Below are 19,174 nucleotides of genomic sequence, written 5' to 3'. Positions count from 1 at the left end.
AGGGGGTCCGCCCCCGCCGAAACCACCCCTGTTCGTCTGATCCCGCGAAGAAGCGAGCACCGCATGGCAGACCCGGACCCACAGCCCGCATCCGAGCCGCAACCGGACGGTACGCCCGGACGCCCGCCGGAGCCCGAGAAGGCGCCGCCGAAAAAAGCTCCCGCCAAGAAGGCCGCCGCCAAGAAACCGGCCGCCGAAAAGGCACCCGCAAAGAAGATCCCGGCCAAGAAAGCACCGGCCAAGAAGACTGCGGCCAAAAAGGCCGGCTCCCAGAAGCCCCCGGTCCGGCGCGGACCCGACAAGCCGCGCAACACGGCCCCGCCGAAGTCCACCCCGGCCCAGGCGGTGGCCGCCAACGGACCGGCCGAGCCGCCCGCAACGGTGCCGCCCACACCGGTCGCAAGCACCGAACCGGCGGCCGAACCGACCGGGACTCCGGCCGCACCCACCCCCGAACAGCCGTCTCGATTCACCGCCCTCAAGCAGACCGAGCCGACTCCGCTGCCCGCCACCCGACCGTCGCCACGCAAGGAGCTCGGCTGGCTGGTCGCAGCGCTGCTGGCCGTCGCCATCGTGGTGGTCCGCCGCCGTCGACCGGGCTCCTGACGATCTGTCGTTCCAGCCCGGTCGCGGACGGATCAGCGGCCGGGCAGGAACTTCAGCGACTTGACGAACACCGGAACGATCCGCATGAACAGCGAACGCGGGACGCCCTTGATGCCGCCGAGACCGATGATGCGTTGCTCGGCGACGGTCTGCGGTTCGGTGTATTTGAGCAGTCCCTCGACACCGTGGCGACGCCCCACACCGGATCGGCCCATGCCACCCATCGGGGCAGCGGTCGATCCCCAGGCCGCCGCGTAACCCTCGTTGATGTTGACGGTTCCGGCGCGTAGTTCTGCGGCGATCTTTCTGGCCTCTTCGGACGACCCGGCAAAAACGCTTGCGTTCAAACCGTATTCGGTGTCGTTGGCCCGTTCGATCGCCTCATCGACCGACTCGACCGGATAGATCGACACCAGCGGACCGAAGGTCTCGGCGGCGTAGCAGTCCATGCCCTCTTCCACACCGGCCAGCACCGTCGGCTCATAGAAGAACGGGCCGAGATCGGGACGCCGCCTGCCTCCGGCAAGGACGGTGGCGCCCTTGGCCTTGGCGTCTTCGACGTGCGCTTCGATCGTGTCGACCTGCGCCGCCGACGCCAGCGATCCCATCTCGGTGGAGAAGTCGTAGGCGTCGCCGATGGTCATGGCGGCAACCCGGCGGGCGAACTTCGCCGCGAAGTCGGCGGCCGCGGAGTTCTCGACATAGATCCGTTCGATCGAGATGCAGAGCTGTCCCGAATTGGAGTAGGACGCGCGCACCGCCCCCTCGACCGCTTTGTCGATGTCGGCGGTTTTGGTGACGATCATCGGGTTCTTGCCACCGAGCTCGGCGGAGAATCCGATGAGCCGGCGTCCGGCCTGTTCGGCGAGCTGGGCGCCGGTGGCCGAGGAGCCGGTGAACATCAGATAGTCGGCGTGGGCGACGATCGCCTGGCCCACCACCGATCCCGGTCCGGGCACCACCGCGAACAGTTCCCGGGGCAGACCGGCTCGATAGAGCAGTTCGACCACCGCGAGTGCGCAGTAGGGCGTCTGGCTGTCGGGCTTGAGGACCACCGCGTTGCCGGCCATCAGCGCGGCCAGACCGTCGGACACCGCCAGTGTCATCGGGTAGTTCCACGGCGAGATCACCCCGACCACGCCCTTTGCCTGGTATCGCACCCGGGTGTCGGTCACGACGGGGAGCATTCCCTTGACCCTGCCCGCGGCCAGCAGCCTGGGGCCGGTCTTGGCGTAGTGCCGGGCGGTCATCGCCACATCCAGCACTTCCTCCTGGGCGTATCCGCGGGCCTTGCCGGTCTCGGCCTGCGCCATGTCGGCCAGCGCGGCCCGGTTCTTCATCACCAGGTCGGCAAAATCGGTCAGGACCCGGGCCCGCTCCCGGGGCCAGAGCTTCGACCACTCCGCCTGCGCGATCCGGGCCTTCTCGAAGGCGGCCGTGACGTCGTCTGCGGTACCCACCGGGATCGTCGTCATCTCGGTGCCACTGAATGCCTCGAGCACCGGCCGGGTCGGCCGGTGCTCGACATCGTCTATCGCGACCAGCTCACGAAGCCGGTCGAACGTGCTCTGATCAGGTTTTGCCATGGTGCTCACCCCTACTCTGCAGGCGCGACGAGGACGATGCCGTCGTCATCGCTGTAGGCGAGGTCGCCTGGATTGAATGTGACACCACCGAGCTCGATCGGGACATCGCGTTCGCCGACGCCGCTCTTGGTCGACTTGCGCGGGTTGGTTCCGAGCGCCTTGACGCCGATCTCCATCCCACCGATCATCTTGGAGTCCCGGATCGCCCCGTTGATGATGATCCCCGACCATCCGTTGCTGCGGCCGAGCTCGGCGATCACGTCGCCGACCAGCGCGGTGTGCAACGAGTTCGCCCCGTCGATCACCAGGACGCCCCCGTTGCCGGGTTCGGAGAGGATCGACTTCAGGAGCGCGTTGTCCTGGAAGCACTTGACGGTGGTGACCGGTCCGACGAACTCCCGGGTGCCGCCGTACTGGGTGAACTGGACATCACAGCTGCGGACATCCGGGCCGATCTCATCGACGAGGTCGGCGGTTGGTACAAACGTCGTTTCGCTCATGGGCCCCAGCCTAACGACACTTCCTACCGGCGGGTAATAACGGTGCCGATCACTCGGGCGGCCCCACGGCGGCTTCGAAGCCACCGATCTCCACGACGTCGCCGACGACGAGCTGCCGTCCACGTCGGGTCTCCACCTCACCGTTGACACTCACCAGGCCGTCGGCGATCACCTCCTTGGCCTCGGCCCCGGATTCGATGAGATTGGCCAGTTTCAGGAACTGGCCCAGACGGATCGAGTCATCACGGATGGGAACTGTTTGTCGGCTCACGATCCAATCCTCTCACCCGCACGTTAACGTTGTTACGGACCAGCTGCGGAAAGGCACCCACCTGTGAGCGTCGAAACACCCGAAATCATCACCGAGACAAGCTCACCCATTGCCAAACCATCGAGATTGACACCGCATGCGGGATGGTTCCGGAATGCTCCTCGCCACACCAGCCGGCTTGTCGGCGTTCTGGCCGCGATCTCCCTGCTCAGCAGCCTTTCGTACCAGTTCCGGCGCCTCACCGAAGTACCGCGCGAGTACATCGACAACTACATCGTCTCGGCGCCGGACACCAGCCTGGCATGGGCTCTTGTGCTGGCGCTCTTGGCTTTTGCGCTCGCCTCCCGCAAGCGCATCGCGTGGTGGCTGACCGTCGCCTACATCCTGGTGTTCGGTACGGCCAACGTTGTCTACCTGTTCGAACCGTTGGCGTCCGAGAACGGTGTGAACACCGTTGTCCGGATCAACATCTTCATCGGACTCGCGCTCCAGTTGCTCGCCCTGGCGTATCTCGTTGCCAGCTACCAGCAGTTCTATACAAAGGTCCGCCGCGGCGCGGTCTGGCGCGCCCTCGGGGTCCTGGTCGCCGGCCTGGTCGCCGCATCACTCATCGGGTGGGCGCTCGTCGAGATCTGGCCGAACACACTTCCGCAGTCCCACCGTTTGCCATATGCGATCAATCATGTTGTGACGTTTGGATCTGTCGACATCTCGACCGACTACGACAAGTACCACTCGTATCAGCCGATCGACACCCTGCTCGGCGTCCTCGGTGCGCTTGCGCTCATCGCCGCGGCGCTGATCCTGTTCCGTTCGCAGCGCTCGGACAACTCGATGACGCCGGACGACGAACGCCTGATCCGCCTGTTGATCAAGGGATACAGCGGCGACGATTCACTGGCCTACTTCTCGACGCGGCACGACAAGGCAGTGGTGTTCGCCCCCAACGGATTGGCGGCGATCACCTACCGCGTGGAGGTCGGCACCGCGATGGCGGGCGGAGATCCGGTCGGCGACAAGAAATATTGGCCGGACGCGATCGCCGAATTCCTCAAGGTCTGCGACCGGTACGGCTGGCATCCGGGCGCGATCGGGGTCAGTGTCACCGGCGCCGAACACTGGGCCGCCGCCGGACTCAAAACACTCAACATCGGCGACGAGGCGATCATCCACGCCCGCGGCTACAACCTCAACGGGCCTGACATGAAAGCGGTTCGGCAGTCGGTGGCGCGGACCAAGCGCGCCGAGATCACCGTCCGGATCTGCCGGCACGAGGACCTGACGCCAGAACAGATGTCCGCCATGATCGCTCGCGCCGACGCCTGGCGGGACACCGACGAGGAGCGCGGCTTCTCGATGGCCCTCGGCCGTCTCGGCGACCCCGAGGACGGTCGTTCGATCCTCGTCGAAGCCGTTCAGGATGCCGGGACGAATGACGAGAAGGTCGTCGGCATGCTCTCGTTCGTACCGTGGGGCGCCACCGGCGCCTCGCTCGATGTGATGCGGCGCGACCACGATTCGATCAACGGCCTGACCGAGACGATGGTGACCGAGTTCGCCGAGAATGCCGAGGCATTCGGGATCCTTTACATCTCGATGAACTTCGCGGCCTTCCGCGCGGTCTTCGAAGAAGGCGGCACCATCGGCGCCGGCCCGATCATGCGAGCGATGTACGGCGCGCTGACCTTTGCCTCGAAGTACGTGCAGATGGAGTCGCTCTACAAGTCGAACGCCAAGTACCAGCCCGAGTGGGTGCCACGTTTCCTCTGTTTCGAGGACGCCCGAACGGTTCCGCGCGTCGGTCTCGCGGCGGTGGTCAACGAAGGTTTCGTGAAGCTGCCCAAGTTCGACAGGGGTGGCGACTTCACCGGTGGTTCGTCGTCGATCCCGCCGGGCGTGGACATCGAGCAGATCGCCGAACAGATCGAAAGCGAAGGCGAGGCAGAGCATCGCGGCCCGCGCCGCCCCGAGCAGGTCCGGGTGCGGCTGGCCAAGCTCGACGAGCTGACCGCCGCCGGGATCGATCCGTACCCACCGGCTTATCCGCCCACCCACACCATCGCCGAGGCGGTGGCCGCGCCCGAGGGCACCACCGGCCGCATCGCCGGACGCGTGATCCGGATGCGCGACTTCGGCAAGGTGGTGTTCTGCGATGTGCGCGACTGGAGCGGCGACATGCAGGTACTGGTGGATTCGAGTGCACTCAAGCCCGACGCGCTCGATCTCGCGGGCATCGTCGATCTCGGCGATCTCATCGAGGTCAGCGGTACCGTCGGACGTAGTCGCAAGGGCGAGTTGTCGCTGCTGGCCAAGGATTGGCGGATGCTCGGCAAGTGCCTGCATCCGTTGCCGGACAAGTGGAGTGGGCTCACCGACCCCGAAGCCCGGGTTCGCCAACGATATGTGGACCTCACCGTCAATCCGCGGGCCCGTGAGCTGATGCGGGTCCACAGCGCGATCGTGAAGTCGATGCGTGACTTCCTCTCCGGCCGGGACTACCTGGAGGTGGAGACACCGATCCTGCAGCAGATCCACGGCGGCGCCAACGCAGCACCGTTCCGCACCCACATCAACGCCTACGATCTCGATCTCTACCTGCGCATCGCGCCCGAGCTCTACCTCAAACGGCTCTGTGTCGGCGGCATGGAGCGGGTGTTCGAGATGGGCCGCAACTTCCGCAACGAGGGTGTGGACTTCAAACACAACCCGGAGTTCACCAGCTTGGAAGCCTATGAGGCACACAGCGATTACGACCGGATGTTGCACCTGACCAGGCAGATGATCCAGAACGCCGCCATCGCCGCACATGGCGAGCAGGTGGTCTTCATCGAAGGCCCCGGTGGCGAGATCGAGAAGGTCGACATCTCCGGTGAATGGCCGGTGAAGACACTGCACGGCGCGGTGTCCGAGGCGATCGGCGAAGAGGTCACCCCGTACTCGGAGGTCGAGTACCTCAAAGAGCTGTGCGACAAGCACGACATCGCGTACCGCAACGACTGGGATGCCGGCCAGGTGGCGCTCGAGATGTACGAGCACCTCGTCGAAGACCAGACGACGTTCCCGACGTTCTACAAGGACTTCCCGACGTCGGTGTCACCGCTGACCCGCCAGCACCGGACCATTCCGGGTGTCACCGAACGCTGGGACCTGGTCGCCTGGGGCGTCGAATTGGGCACCGCCTACACCGAACTCACCGATCCGGTGGAGCAACGCAAACGCCTCACCGAGCAGTCGTTGCTCGCGGCCGGCGGTGATCCCGAGGCCATGGAACTCGACGAGGACTTCTTGCAGGCCCTCGAACACGGGATGATGCCGACCGGCGGTCTGGGCATCGGCGTGGACCGGATCGTCATGCTCCTGACCGGGCAGTCGATCCGCGAGACGCTCGCATTCCCCCTCGCGAAACCCAAGTAGAGCGGCGGTTAGAGCTCGTGAACTGGTTTCACACACATGTGGTCGAGACCGGCCGCTCGGCCGCACTGGCGGCCTTGATCGGCTTCATCATCGCGTACGGGATCACCCGGCGGGTGACACTGTCCATCAAGGCCCGCAAGAACAACCCCGACAACGACCTCGGCTCGGGCCCGGTGAACGACATCTACATCGGTGGCGTCCACATCCATCACCAGGTGTGGGGCATCCTGCTGGTTCTTGTCAGTGCGCTGCTCGAGTTCAGGTTCCGGCCGGAAGCGCCGTGGCTCGAGGTACTGGCCGCCCTGTTCGGAATCGGGGCGGCGCTGGCCCTCGACGAGTTCGCGCTGTGGCTGCACCTGGAGGACGTCTATTGGACCGAGGAGGGCCGCAAGTCGATCGACGCGGTGATGATCGCTGCCGTGGTGGGGCTGGCCATGCTCATCGCCACCTCTCCCATCGGGGAGAACGAACCGCACTCGAATGCCCTGGGCGGCACCCTCGTCGCGGCGGGCGTGGTGGCCCACCTGCTCTATACGGTCATCTGCTTGCTCAAGGGCAAGGTTGCCACCGGTCTGATCGGTCTGCCGGTACCACTGCTGGGGTTCTTCGGCTCGATCCGCCTGGCCCATCCTGATTCGTACTGGGCCAGGCGCTTCTACTCGCCGGCAAAGATCGACCGGGCCCGCCGGCGCTACGGGAAGTACGTCGATCGCCGGGAACAGATGCGAGACCTGGTGGGCGGGCGCAGGTAGGCTCCGAACGCGATGGGCCAGCGCGACACGACAGGCGATGATCAGGACCCGGCGCCACGGGTCTTGATGATCGACGACGATCCGGAGCTGACCGAGATCGTCACCTCATCGCTCGAGTTCAGCGGTTACCAGGTGGTGTCCGCGCCCACCGGGACCGACGCGATGAAGGCGTTGGCGGAGCCGTTCGATGTGGTCATCCTCGACGTGATGCTGCCCGGCCTCGACGGTTTCGAAGTCGTGCAGCTGATCCGCCGCCGCGACGAACACACCCCGGTGTTGTTCCTGACCGCTCGGAGCGCAATCGAGGACCGGGTTCGCGGCCTGCGGCTCGGTGGGGACGACTACCTGACAAAGCCGTTCAGCATGGCCGAGTTGCTGGCCCGCATCGACGCGTTGATCCGGCGCGCCGGTTCGGGCGGTCCGCCCCAGGATGTTCTGCAGGTGGGTGATCTCCGGATGGATCGCGGCGGCCGGCGGCTGACCCGCGGTGACGCGCCGATCTCGTTGTCGGCCACGGAGTTCCGTTTGGTGGAGTATCTGATGGTGAACGCCGGACACGTCATGTCCAAATCGCAGATCATGGATCAGGTCTGGGGCTACGATTTCGGCCGGGACGGGAACGTCGTCGAACGGTTCGTTTCCAACATCAGGCGCAAGATCGACGACCCCGACCATCCGCGGTTACTCCACACGGTCCGCGGATTCGGATACACGATGGACGCGTCCCGGTGAGCAGTCGGACCCCGCGGACCCTCCGTTTCCGCCTCGGCGTGACCCTGGGACTGCTGACCGTCGTCATCACTCTGGTCGCGCCACTGCTCAGTGTGGTCCTGGTCCGCGACTACCTCGAGGACCGCGCCAACGCGCAACTGATCAACACGTCGGATCGCATCGAGGCCGCACTGTCCGCGGTCTCACCCATCGAGGTCCCGGCGCAGCAGGTTGCGGCCCTACTCCCTTCTCTCGCCGTGTTCGTCGTCGTCGATTCCGCGGGCCAAGGCCACATGATCGGATCGGCCGGCAGCGATCTGACATCGGCCGAGCGGGCCACGTTCGTGCGCGCGACAGCGGATCTCGCAGCCGGCCAGGCCAAGCGGATCACCGTGGGATCCGAGAATTACGCCGTCACCCGCATTCCGGCACCCGGGATCGTCATCGTCGACAACGCCTCGACCGTGGAGGTCACGGATCTGATCATCGGCCTCGACCAACGCGACAACGATCTGCTCGTCGAGCGCCTGCTCTGGTATACCGTCGCCGGCGCCTTCGCGTCGATGATCGTGGTCGGCGGTTTCGGCGCCTACCTGTTGCGGCGCGGGCTGCGGCCGTTGGAGGTGATGGCCGACGCTGCGGCCACCCCCGACGGGGACGACATGCAGACGGTCGTCTCACAGGTGGCCCGATCAAACTCGGGCGCCGAGATCATCGCTCTGGCAACTGCTTTCGAGACCGCCTTCGTAGCCCGTCAGGACGCCGAGCACCGCATGCGCAACTTCGTCGCGGACGCCTCCCATGAACTCCGGGCACCGGTGACCACGATGAGTTCGTGGATCGATCACTATCTCCAGGGCGGCCTCACCAGCGCCGACGACATCGACCTGATGGTGGCCCGGCTCGAGGCGGAGACCGGGCGGATGCGTCATCTGCTCGATGAGATGACCTTGCTCGCCCGCACCGATGCCGGGGTGCCGTTCGACCTGACCCGGATGGATGTGGGCGATCTGGTCCGCGAAGTGGTGTCCGATGCCCGGGTCGTCACCCCGGAACGGGAGATCTTCTTCCGCTGCACCGGCCCGGCCCCGGTCCTCGGCGATCCGCATCGTCTTCGGCAGGTGTTCGGCAACATCATCGGCAATGCTCAGGAGCACACGCCGACCGACCGGCCGATCGAGGTCCTGGTCACGACCGGGCCGGACATCCGAGTCGAGGTGCGCGACCACGGAGATGGGATCCCTCCCGACCAACTGGAGAACCTGTTCGACCGTTTCTGGCGGGCGGAACCCGGTGGCGCGCGGACACAGGGACATTCGGGCCTGGGGCTCGCGATCGTCAAGGCCATCGTCAAGGCACACAACGGGACGACCACGGTGACGTCCGAGCCGGGCGTGGGTACCGTCGTGACGGTGGTTCTTCCCGTTGCCGACGAAACCGTCAGCTGATCGTCAGCTTCCGCGGGGGGTGATGGCGAGGTCGGCGTGGTGTGCTCGCGTGTGCCGCCGAACAATCGGCACCGCAGGTATCACGCCGACGACAAGGACGACCGTTGCACCTCCCAGACCCCGTTGTCCGGCTGTGGCGAACCGGTTCACGCTGGACCACCCGGCTTTTCGGGTCCGCTCCCATATTCCTGACGGTCGTCCTGATCGGCATATGTACCGGGACACTGGTTTTCGCCATCACATACACACCGGCCCCGACGGCTCCGCCCACCGGACCGGACTCCGGGAACGTCGAATCGGAGAAGGTCGAATCGGCGCGGACCTCGCTGCAGGAAGCGCAACTGCTGTTCGGGTTCCTGTCGGGCGCGGCAACCAGCGCCTCCTCCGGGATCAGCACGGTGACCTCGAGCGCCCAGCAGATATTCGACTCCATCGACACCGCGCGGCTCGGTGCCGATCAACTCGTACAGGCACTCGGCTCTGCTCCCGATCTGACGGCCGCGGCCGATCAGATCGCGACCGCGAGCACCTCGGCAGGCGACGCCGTCGGTGAGGCACAGAATCTGTCCGCAGTCGCCACGCAATTCGACCAGCTCATCAGTCCGCTGCTGACCACCCTGGACACGGTCAAGGCGCCGGGGTCCAAAGAAACACGCGACAGTCTGCAGGCGATGCAGATGTCGGCGCGAGCCCTCTCGGCCGATCTCGATTCGGTTGCCGGGCTGCGGACCTCCCTGACCGATCTCGGTTCCTCGGTGCAGACGTCGGCGGCCTCGGCCAACAGCGCCATCTCGTCGGCGTACACGTCGGCGGTCGAACTCCGCGACGGTCTGGCGACCCTGTCCGGCGCCCGGACCGACGCGGTGGCCGCCGCCGAGCAGGTGACCGATGGCGTGGATCAGCTCGGTGGTGTCCTCACCTCGATCGGTGACGATCTCAAGCGGGCAACCGAGTCGCTGACGGTCGACGAGCCCGAGGCGCCGGCCGGGGACGAGGCGCGGGCCGCAGAACCCGAACAGCCCGGACCTGCCACCGAAGCGTCGGCGGTGACCACGGCCAAGGCAATCGGATACGGGGCCCTGGCCTCTCTGGTCGTCCTCTTCGTGATCGCCGGGTTCACCGGAACTGCGCGAAGGACGGGCAAGGTCGCCGCCACCTAGACTGGCCCGGTGCAGCCGCCCGGGGTTTTCCTGACCATCGCGGGCCTGCGCACCCATGTGGTGGTCGATGGACAGGGCCCACCATTGCTGTATCTGGCGGCGCTGGGCGGTAACTGGTTCGACTTCGAGCAGGTGACCGAGCTGCTCGAGGACCGATGGACGGTCATCCGCTACGACCGGCCCGGATACGGTTTCTCCGAGCCGCTGCCCGAAGGGCAAGTCCCGTCGATCGCCGCCGAGGTCGAACGTATCGACGCAGTTCTCGACACCCTCGGCATCACCGAGCCGGTTCTGCTGGTCGGGCATTCGCTGGCCTCGCTGTATGCCGAGGCGTATGCGCGCAGCAGACCCGATCGTGTTGCGGGCGTGATCATGCTCGACGGTTCGTACGTGGTGTTTCCGGTACAGGTCGTGCCCCCGAGCTGGAGCAACCGATTCGCGCACGTGGCTGCCGCGTTGATCGACAAGCTGCCGCTGCCCCGCTCCGCCGGTGTCATCGGCCATGCGATCGCGACGTACCCCGGAGCACCGGATGGGTTCGACGACGAACAGAAATCCTGGATCGCCGAGGTGTTCGGCGGCGACAACTATCCCCGCGCGCTCCTGGTGGAGCAGACGGCGTTCGGGGTGCTGAACGCCGAACTGATCAGATTGCGTCCGAGCGCCGAACTGCTCGCTCCGACGCTGGTCGTGTCAGCGGTTTCGGGTCGACGTACCCCGGTCAGGATTTACTGGGAATGGAAGCAACGCCGATACGCGGCGATGCTGGGAGCCGACTATCGGGCGTTGAGCCCGGCGCGCCACTACTTCGTGGTGCAGCAACCCGGACTCACCGCGGAGGTGATCACCGAGTTCGCGGACCGCATGATCAAGGATTGAATCGGGTCGTCAGAGATTGAACCGGCGAAGGTCGGCCGACGTCGCCAGACGCTCGCCGTCCTCGGGAAGCATCCGGGCCAGCCGACGATGGGCGATCAGCCCGTTCAACCCGAAGAGGTGAGGGGTCTTCGCGAGGAGTTGATTGCGGCGGCGAGTGCGGGAATTCGCCAATTTCACGACGGATCACATCCTGGTTTTACTACAGCGGACAGTATTCATGATACTGCGGACAGCCCTGGTGGTGGTCGCCGGGCACGTCCCATTCGTCTGTGTCATGTGTCGTGCCGGGCCTTCGCGTCGTTACTCTCCGCAGGTCAGCACCCTGAGATCCTTCATGTTGTTGCCCAGGTCACATTACGCCAGCCAACTTGCGATCCTTCGGAGGAACACGCGGGAATGTCACATCTACCCCAGCAGTCACAAGGGTAACGCGACAGGACTCAGGCGAGACCGGCGAGGAAGTTACGTGCCCACTGCAGTGCGCTCACCCCGGGTTGCACCTCGAAGTCGCCATAACTGGTGTGGGAACCCGACTGCAAGAACTTGTCGAAGGCAACGATCTGCGCTCGGGCCTTTTCGTTGCTCAGTTCTTCGACGAGTGCGCCCGGACCACCCCGGGTGATCAATTCGCCGACGATCGCGGCGGCTTCGAGCTGGTACTGGGCGACCTGATCCGGATTGGGGTCACTGGTTTCGGCGAGGTAGCCGACGATCCGGGAGATGTAGTAGTCGCGGGGCACATTGCAGTACTGATCGTTCGGCTCGCAGATGGTGAAGGTGCGGTTCTTCACCCAGCCGAATCCGCCCTGTCGCGGGCCGCCGTTACCTTCGCCGCTGAGCTTCGGGCCGATCAGCGCATCCTGCTTGGACCGCCGAGGATCGGAGAGCAGAACGGCGCCGGCAAACCTGGCCGGAGAGATGACCCCTCGTCCGGTGCCGATGTCGGCGGCCACATCGCCCGCGGCGTCCGCGCCCTGGCTGTAGCCGATCAGAGCGACCTTGGTCCCGGGGCACCGTTGGGTCATCACGACCGCCAGACCCTCGGCGTTGGCCACGGCCTGCGCCTTGGACTCACCGTAGATGCTGCCGCCGTCGTCCCAGGGGAAAGCGGTGGCGTTGTATCCGACGAGCTGGGTCTTCGTTTCAGGACCCAGACCCGTCGTCGGATATGCGAGCATGCCCCGGATCTGAGCGTCGGCCGACTTCTCCCAGGTACCCGGGATCGCCAACACGTAGAGCTCCGGACAGTCCGCGGGATCGGCTCCCGCCACCGGAGTGACCAGAGCCGTCAGCGTTCCCGCTGTCAGTACCCCCGCCGCGAACGCACTGACCCATCGACGCAACCGCATGCTGCTTCCTCCGCTGATCCGACAACCCGAGCGGGTAACGATCTGATATCGCTCCCCCGCCCGTGCACATCCTCTCAGGTCACAGAGGATTCCGCAGCGGCTATCTCTGAGGTGCCTGCGTCGGCTCGATCGGTGACGGCAACAGTGTGGAACCGGTGAGGTACGTGTCGGCGGCAGCTGCTGCCGAACGTCCCTCGGCGATCGCCCAGACGATCAGCGACTGGCCACGGCCGGCGTCGCCGGCCACGAACACACCCGGGACGGTCGACTCGAAGTTGTTGCCACGCTTGACGTTTCCGCGCTCGTTGTAGGCGACACCGAGCTTGTCGAGGAAGTCGCCACGCTCGGGACCGACAAACCCCATGGCCAGCAGGACCAGATCGGCCTCGAGCTCGAACTCGCTGCCCTCGACCTTCTCGAAGCGTCCGGCGTTCATCACGACCTCATGCGCCTTCAACCCGGTGACCCGTCCGTCTTCACCGAGGAATTCCTCGGTGTTCACGGAAAAGACACGCTCGCCGCCCTCTTCGTGGGCCGACGAGACGCGGAACATGAGCGGGTAGGTCGGCCACGGTGTCGACTCCGCTCGCTCCTCCGGGGGACGCGGCATGATCTCGAACTGATGCACGATCTCGGCGCCCTGGCGCAGCGAGGTACCGAGGCAGTCTGCACCGGTGTCACCGCCGCCGATGATGATGACCTTCTTGCCCTTGGCGGTGATCGGCGGCTGGCCGTCGGCATCGAGGACGTCGTCGCCCTGCTGTACCCGGTTGGCCCAGGGCAGGAACTCCATCGCCTGGTGGATGCCGTCGAGTTCACGGCCGGGGATCGGCAGATCGCGACCCACCGTGGACCCGTTGCACAGGATCACCGAGTCGAAGTCTGCGCGAAGCTGTTCGACGGTCAGGTCCACACCGACATTGACACCGGTGCGGAACGTGGTGCCCTCGGCCTCCATCTGCTCGAGACGGCGGTCGATGTGCCACTTCTCCATCTTGAACTCAGGGATGCCGTAGCGGAGCAGTCCGCCGATGCGGTCGGCCCGCTCGAAGACGGTGACGTCGTGGCCTGCGCGGGTGAGCTGCTGGGCGGCGGCGAGTCCGGCCGGACCCGATCCGACCACGGCCACCGACTTGCCGGTCTTGACCGAGGGCAGGATCGGGGTGACCCAGCCTTCGTCGAAGGCGTTGTCGATCAGCTCGACCTCGACCTGCTTGATCGTGACCGCGGGCTGGTTGATCCCCAGCACGCAGGACGCCTCGCAGGGCGCCGGGCACAGCCGTCCGGTGAACTCCGGAAAGTTGTTGGTCGCGTGCAGACGCTCTATGCCGTCGGCCCAACGGTCCTTGTAGACCAGGTCATTCCATTCGGGAATGAGGTTGGCCAACGGGCAACCGTTGTGGCAGAACGGGATACCGCAGTCCATGCAACGGCTGGCCTGGGTCTTGAGGGTTTCCTTGTCGAAATCCTCGTAGACCTCTTTCCAGTCCATCAGGCGCAGCGGTACCGGCCGGCGCTGCGGCAGTTCCCGTTCCGGGTGCTTGATGAAACCTCGCTGATCAGCCACGTGCGGCCTCCATAACTGCCTCGTCCACGCTGCGTCCGTCCTTCTCCGCTGCCGCAATGGCCAGCAACACGCGTTTGTAATCGCGCGGCATCACCTTGACGAAGTTCTGCGCTTTGTTCGCAAAGTCGTCCAGGATCGCCTGTGCGACCGGGGAACCGGTCTCGTTGCGATGCTTGTTCACGATGCCCTCGAGGAACTCGAGGTCGTCGGCTTCGAGGGGTTCGGGCGAAACGAGTTCGGTGTTCAGGTTCGCCGCCAATGCGCCGGCCGGGTCGTAGACGTACGCGATGCCGCCGGACATGCCGGCCGCGAAGTTACGTCCGGTCGATCCGAGGACCACCACCCGTCCACCGGTCATGTACTCACAGCCGTGGTCGCCGACTCCCTCCACCACAGCGGTGACACCGGAGTTACGCACACAGAACCGCTCGCCGACCACTCCGCGCAGCAGGATCTCGCCGCCGGTGGCGCCGAATCCGATCACGTTGCCGGCGATGATGTTCTCTTCTGCCACAAAGCCATCGGGGGCGTTGTCCGCGGGTGCGACGACGATGCGACCACCCGAGAGACCCTTGCCGACGAAGTCGTTGGCGTCACCCTTGAGGCGCAACGTCACACCCTTGGGCACAAACGCGCCGAAACTGTTGCCCGCCGAACCCGTGAAGTCGATGATCACGGTGCCGTCCGGCAGTCCGTTCGCACCGTAGTTCTTGGTGATCTCGTGGCCGAGCATGGTGCCGACCGTGCGGTTGACGTTGGCGATCTTCGACGTGAAGGACACCCGCTCGCCCTTGTCGATCGCGGGACGGGCCTGTGCGATCAACTGCTGATCGAGGGCCTTGTCCAGCGCGTGGTCCTGGCTGCCGGAGCAGTACAGGTCCTGGTTCATGAACGGGGAATCCGGCTGCACCAGGATCGGCGACAGATCGAGTTTGCCCGCCTTCGCCGACTTCCAGTGATCGAGTGCCTTGGTGGTGTCGAGCATCTGCACCTGGCCGACGGCGTCCTGCAGGGTGCGGAAGCCCAGGCGGGCCAGCAGTTCCCGGACCTCTTCGGCGATGTACATGAAGAAGTTCTCGATGAACTCGGGCTTGCCGGTGAACCGCTCGCGCAGCAACGGGTTCTGCGTCGCGACGCCCACCGGGCAGGTGTCGAGGTGGCAGACGCGCATCATCACGCAGCCGGCGACGACCAATGGTGCGGTGGCGAAACCGAACTCCTCGCCACCGAGCAGCGCGGCGACAACCACGTCGCGACCGGTCTTGAGCTGGCCGTCGACCTGCACCACGATGCGGTCGCGAAGTCCGTTGAGCAGCAACGTCTGCTGGGTCTCGGCCAGGCCGAGTTCCCAGGGTCCGCCGGCGTGCTTCTCGGACGTCAGTGGCGTGGCACCGGTACCGCCGTCGTGACCGGAGATCAGGACGACGTCGGCGTGTGCCTTCGACACACCCGCAGCGACCGTTCCGACGCCCACTTCCGAGACAAGTTTCACGTGAATCCGAGCTTCCGGATTCGCGTTCTTCAGGTCGTGGATCAGCTGGGCGAGATCCTCGATCGAGTAGATGTCGTGATGCGGCGGCGGCGAGATCAGACCGACGCCGGGGGTCGAACCCCGGACCTCGGCGACCCACGGGTACACCTTGTGCGGCGGAAGCTGGCCGCCTTCACCGGGCTTCGCGCCCTGAGCCATCTTGATCTGGATGTCGGTGCAGTTGGTCAGGTAGTGCGAGTTGACGCCGAAACGTCCCGACGCGACCTGCTTGATGGCACTGCGACGCCAGTCGCCGTTCTCTTCGCGCTCGAAGCGGGCGACGTTCTCGCCGCCCTCACCCGAGTTGGAGCGACCACCGAGACGGTTCATCGCGATCGCGAGGGTCTCGTGCGCCTCGGCCGAGATGGAGCCGAAGCTCATCGCACCGGTCGAGAAGCGCTTGACGATCTCGCTGGCCGGCTCGACCCGATCGATTGGGATCGGATCCCGGTCACCGAAGTTGAAGTCGAAAAGACCACGCAGCGAGGCGATCTGCTTGGACTGGTCGTCGACGAGCTTCGTGTACTCCTTGAACACCGAGTACTGGCCGGTGCGGGTGGAGTGCTGCAGCTTAAAGACGGTGTCCGGGTTGAACAGGTGGTATTCACCTTCGCGACGCCACTGGTATTCGCCGCCGACCTCGAGCTCGCGGTGTGCGCGCTCCTCGGGACGGTCGGTGAAGGCCACGGCGTGGCGGACGGCGACCTCGTCGGCGATCTCGTCGAGACCGATGCCACCGAGATGGGACCGCAGACCGGTGAAGTACTCGTCGACGGTTTCCTGGTTTATGCCGATGACCTGGAACAGCTGCGCTCCGGTGTACGACGCCAACGTGGAGATGCCCATCTTCGACATCACCTTGAGGACGCCCTTGCCGGCGGCCTTGATGTAGTTCTTCTGGGCGGTCTGGTAATCGAGGCCACCGAGAACGCCGCGCAGAGCGAGATCTTCGATGGTCTCGAGGGCCATGTAGGGGTTGATCGCGGCGGCACCGAAGCCGACGAGTGCGGCCATGTGGTGCACCTCGCGGGCGTCACCGGCCTCGACCAGCAGGCCGACCTGGGTGCGGGTCTTCTCCCGGACCAGGTGATGGTGCACAGCCGAGGTCAGCAACAGCGACGGGATCGGGGCGTAGGTCTCGTCGGACTCGCGGTCCGAGAGGACCACCAGACGCGCGCCGTCGGCGATCGCCTCGGACACCCGGCGGCGAACGTCGTCGAGCGCCTTGCGCAAACCGGCGCCACCTTCGGCAACCGGGTACAGACCGCGGATCTGGACGCTGCGGTAGTCGGCGAAACGCTCGTCCTCGCCGAGACGAACCAGCTTGGCCAGGTTGTCGTTGTCGAGGATCGGCTGCGGGAGCACGATCTGCCGGCAGGACTCGGGGCCCGGGTTCAGCAGATCGGCCTCGCGACCGATCGTGCCGCCGATGCTGGTGACGACCTCTTCGCGGATCGCGTCCAACGGCGGGTTCGTGACCTGCGCGAACATCTGCTGGAAGTAGTCGAACAGCATCCGCGAGCGCTTGGAGAGCACGGCGATGGGCGTGTCGGTGCCCATCGATCCGATTGCCTCGGCACCGGTGCGGGCCATCGGCTCGACCAGCAGGCTGATGTCTTCGGTGGTGTATCCGAACACCTGCTGGCGCAGCTTGACCCGGTCGTGGGCCATGTGGGTGTGCGGCTCACCCGGCAGGTCGTCGAGGTGCTTCATGCCCTCGTCGAGCCACTGCTGGTACGGGTGGGCGGCGGCGAGCTCGTCCTTGATCTCGGTGTCGTCGACGATGCGTCCGGCTGCGGTGTCCACCAGGAACATCCGGCCCGGCTGCAGGCGCAGCTTCTGGACAACATCGCCGTGATCGATGTCGAGGACACCGACCTCCGAAGCCATGACGACCAGGCCGTCCTTGGTGACCCAGATGCGGCTCGGGCGCAGACCGTTGCGGTCGAGAACCGCACCGATCAGGGTGCCGTCGGTGAAGCAGACCGATGCCGGTCCGTCCCAGGCCTCCATCAGCGTCGAGTGGTACTCGTAGAACGCCCGGTGCTCCGGCTTCATCGACTCGTGACGTTCCCAGGCTTCCGGGATCATCATCAGAACGGCGTGCGGCAGGCTGCGACCACCGAGATGCAGCAGCTCCAGAACCTCGTCGAATCGTGCGGTGTCAGAAGCACCCGCGGTGACCACGGGGAAGATCTTCTCCGCGGTGCCCTCACCGAAAACGCTGGTGTCGATGAGCGCCTCGCGGGCCCGCATCCAGTTTTCGTTGCCGGTTGCGGTGTTGATCTCACCGTTGTGGGCAACGCGACGGAAGGGGTGGGCCAGCGGCCAGCTCGGGAACGTGTTGGTGGAGAAGCGCGAGTGGACCAGGCCCAGTGCGCTCTCGACGCGATCGTCCTGCAGGTCGACGTAGAAACCACGCAGCTGAGGTGTGGTCAGCATGCCCTTGTAGACAAAAGTACGACCGGAGAGGCTTGGGAAGTACACGGTCTCGCGACCGGGTCCGTCCTGGCCGGCACCCTTGTTGCCGAGTTCGGTCTCAACCCGCTTGCGCACCACGTAGGCGCGCCGTTCCAGGTTGTCGCCGCTGCATCCCGCGATGAAGATCTGGCGGAAGGTCGGCATGGCGTCGCGCGCCAGCGCTCCCAGCGAAGCCTCATCGATGGGGACATCGCGCCAGCCCAGAACCGTCAGACCCTCGGACTGGACGATCTTCTCCACACCGTCACATGCGGCTTTGGCGTCTGCCGAACCCTGCGGAAGGAAGGCGATGCCCGTGGCATACGAGCCCTCGTCAGGAAGTTCGAAGTCGACAACCGCACGGAAGAAGCGGTCCGGGACCTGGATCATGATCCCGGCACCGTCACCGGTGTTCGGCTCGGCGCCTGCGGCACCACGATGTTCGAGGTTCACCAGGGCCGAGATCGCCTTGTCGACGATGTCGCGGCTACGCCGACCATGCATGTCGACAACAAAGGCGACACCGCAGGAGTCGTGCTCGTTCTGCGGGTCGTAGAGCCCAATCGGGCCGGGAGCGTGCTTCATACTTTTCGCCCTTAACATCGCGCTCAGTCGGAGCGCACCGTTTCAGCAGTGGTTACACACGTGGGACGGACAAACCAGATAAGGTAAACCTAAAGACCCGGTTCACCTGCACTTATGTGCCTGTTGGGCCACCCCGCATGCTCTAGCCAGCGCCGTTGCTGACCACAGATGATCGCTGATCATTGCACGGAGGATCACCCCGGCAACAAACATCGAATTATTTTCTCACGCCACCCTCGCCGGATTGAAATCGCTCCCGGCAAAAACCCGCCCTATCCCCTCCTCCGGGGGCGATTCCCGCAGTTGCCGAACCCCCAGGTGTCGGCTACATCACTATCGGCAGGCTGTCCGGGGA

14 protein-coding genes are annotated in these 19,174 nt (G+C 65.4%); 7 read left to right on the top strand and 7 right to left on the bottom strand.

The features are described from left to right. Positions 1–63: 63 nt before the first annotated feature. Positions 64–606: a hypothetical protein gene (locus AC51GT_RS10860; RefSeq protein ID WP_496328753.1), complete on the top strand. Its 543-nt coding sequence runs from the start codon at positions 64–66 to the stop codon at positions 604–606. Positions 607–638: 32 nt separating this feature from the next. Here the strand turns inward: AC51GT_RS10860 and AC51GT_RS10855 are convergent, their stop codons facing one another. The 3 genes from AC51GT_RS10855 to AC51GT_RS10845 are packed head-to-tail and all read right to left on the bottom strand — an operon-like array spanning position 639 to position 2,963. Continuing rightward, positions 639–2,192, bottom strand: a complete 1,554-nt coding sequence (locus AC51GT_RS10855; RefSeq protein ID WP_496324502.1) for a succinic semialdehyde dehydrogenase — start codon at positions 2,190–2,192, stop codon at positions 639–641. 11 nt (positions 2,193–2,203) lie between these two features. Next, on the bottom strand, positions 2,204–2,692 hold the full coding sequence (gene rraA, locus AC51GT_RS10850; RefSeq protein ID WP_496324501.1) for a ribonuclease E activity regulator RraA: 489 nt from the start codon (positions 2,690–2,692) through the stop codon (positions 2,204–2,206). A gap of 49 nt (positions 2,693–2,741) precedes the next feature. Continuing rightward, positions 2,742–2,963: an RNA-binding S4 domain-containing protein gene (locus AC51GT_RS10845; protein ID WP_110259450.1), complete on the bottom strand. Its 222-nt coding sequence runs from the start codon at positions 2,961–2,963 to the stop codon at positions 2,742–2,744. Between the two features lie 63 nt (positions 2,964–3,026). On the opposite strand from AC51GT_RS10845, the gene lysX reads away from it, so the two are divergent. The 6 genes from lysX to AC51GT_RS10815 all read left to right on the top strand — a co-directional run bounded on the left by lysX (position 3,027) and on the right by AC51GT_RS10815 (position 11,327). Continuing rightward, a complete protein-coding gene (gene lysX, locus AC51GT_RS10840; protein ID WP_496328752.1) occupies positions 3,027–6,377 on the top strand; it encodes a bifunctional lysylphosphatidylglycerol synthetase/lysine--tRNA ligase LysX in 3,351 nt (1,116 codons plus the stop codon). Positions 6,378–6,394: 17 nt separating this feature from the next. Continuing rightward, positions 6,395–7,129, top strand: coding sequence for a hypothetical protein (locus tag AC51GT_RS10835; RefSeq protein WP_496328751.1), 735 nt, complete (start codon positions 6,395–6,397; stop codon positions 7,127–7,129). 12 nt (positions 7,130–7,141) lie between these two features. After that, positions 7,142–7,861, top strand: coding sequence for a response regulator transcription factor (locus AC51GT_RS10830; protein ID WP_496328750.1), 720 nt, complete (start codon positions 7,142–7,144; stop codon positions 7,859–7,861). Beyond that, the gene (locus tag AC51GT_RS10825) at positions 7,858–9,288 is read left to right on the top strand and encodes a sensor histidine kinase (protein WP_496328749.1); all 1,431 of its coding nucleotides are present in this window, start codon (positions 7,858–7,860) and stop codon (positions 9,286–9,288) included. Before AC51GT_RS10830 ends, AC51GT_RS10825 begins: the two co-directional genes overlap by 4 nt. Positions 9,289–9,392: 104 nt before the next feature. Then, positions 9,393–10,448, top strand: a complete 1,056-nt coding sequence (locus tag AC51GT_RS10820; protein WP_496328748.1) for a hypothetical protein — start codon at positions 9,393–9,395, stop codon at positions 10,446–10,448. Between the two features lie 9 nt (positions 10,449–10,457). Continuing rightward, positions 10,458–11,327: an alpha/beta fold hydrolase gene (locus tag AC51GT_RS10815; protein ID WP_496328747.1), complete on the top strand. Its 870-nt coding sequence runs from the start codon at positions 10,458–10,460 to the stop codon at positions 11,325–11,327. A gap of 9 nt (positions 11,328–11,336) precedes the next feature. On the opposite strand, the gene AC51GT_RS10810 is transcribed toward AC51GT_RS10815, so the two are convergent. From AC51GT_RS10810 to gltB, 4 genes are all read right to left on the bottom strand, one after another. Continuing rightward, positions 11,337–11,504 carry a hypothetical protein gene (locus tag AC51GT_RS10810; protein WP_496324494.1) on the bottom strand — a complete coding sequence of 56 codons (168 nt, stop codon included), beginning with the start codon at positions 11,502–11,504 and terminating at the stop codon, positions 11,337–11,339. Between the two features lie 263 nt (positions 11,505–11,767). Further along, entirely contained in the window at positions 11,768–12,676 is a 909-nt protein-coding gene (locus AC51GT_RS10805) for a cutinase family protein (RefSeq protein WP_496328746.1), read from the bottom strand. A 100-nt stretch (positions 12,677–12,776) separates the two neighbouring features. Continuing rightward, positions 12,777–14,243 carry a glutamate synthase subunit beta gene (locus AC51GT_RS10800; RefSeq protein WP_496324492.1) on the bottom strand — a complete coding sequence of 489 codons (1,467 nt, stop codon included), beginning with the start codon at positions 14,241–14,243 and terminating at the stop codon, positions 12,777–12,779. Next, complete coding sequence (gene gltB, locus AC51GT_RS10795; protein ID WP_496324491.1) at positions 14,236–18,819, bottom strand: glutamate synthase large subunit; 4,584 nt, start codon at positions 18,817–18,819, stop codon at positions 14,236–14,238. The genes AC51GT_RS10800 and gltB overlap by 8 nt, the downstream gene beginning before the upstream one ends. Between the last annotated feature and the right edge of the window lie 355 nt (positions 18,820–19,174).

Source organism: Williamsia sp. z34, assembly GCF_059553395.1.
The sequence above is the reverse complement of the archived record's forward strand: the minus strand, read 5'-3'. Positions and strand labels throughout refer to the sequence as shown.

Coding starts and splice junctions, on each gene's coding strand:
- AC51GT_RS10805 (WP_496328746.1), bottom strand. CDS start 12,676: ATGCGGTTGCGTCGATGGGTCAGTGCGTTCGCGGCGGGGGTACTGACA.
- rraA (WP_496324501.1), bottom strand. CDS start 2,692: ATGAGCGAAACGACGTTTGTACCAACCGCCGACCTCGTCGATGAGATC.
- AC51GT_RS10855 (WP_496324502.1), bottom strand. CDS start 2,192: ATGGCAAAACCTGATCAGAGCACGTTCGACCGGCTTCGTGAGCTGGTC.
- AC51GT_RS10830 (WP_496328750.1), top strand. CDS start 7,142: ATGGGCCAGCGCGACACGACAGGCGATGATCAGGACCCGGCGCCACGG.
- gltB (WP_496324491.1), bottom strand. CDS start 18,819: ATGAAGCACGCTCCCGGCCCGATTGGGCTCTACGACCCGCAGAACGAG.
- AC51GT_RS10860 (WP_496328753.1), top strand. CDS start 64: ATGGCAGACCCGGACCCACAGCCCGCATCCGAGCCGCAACCGGACGGT.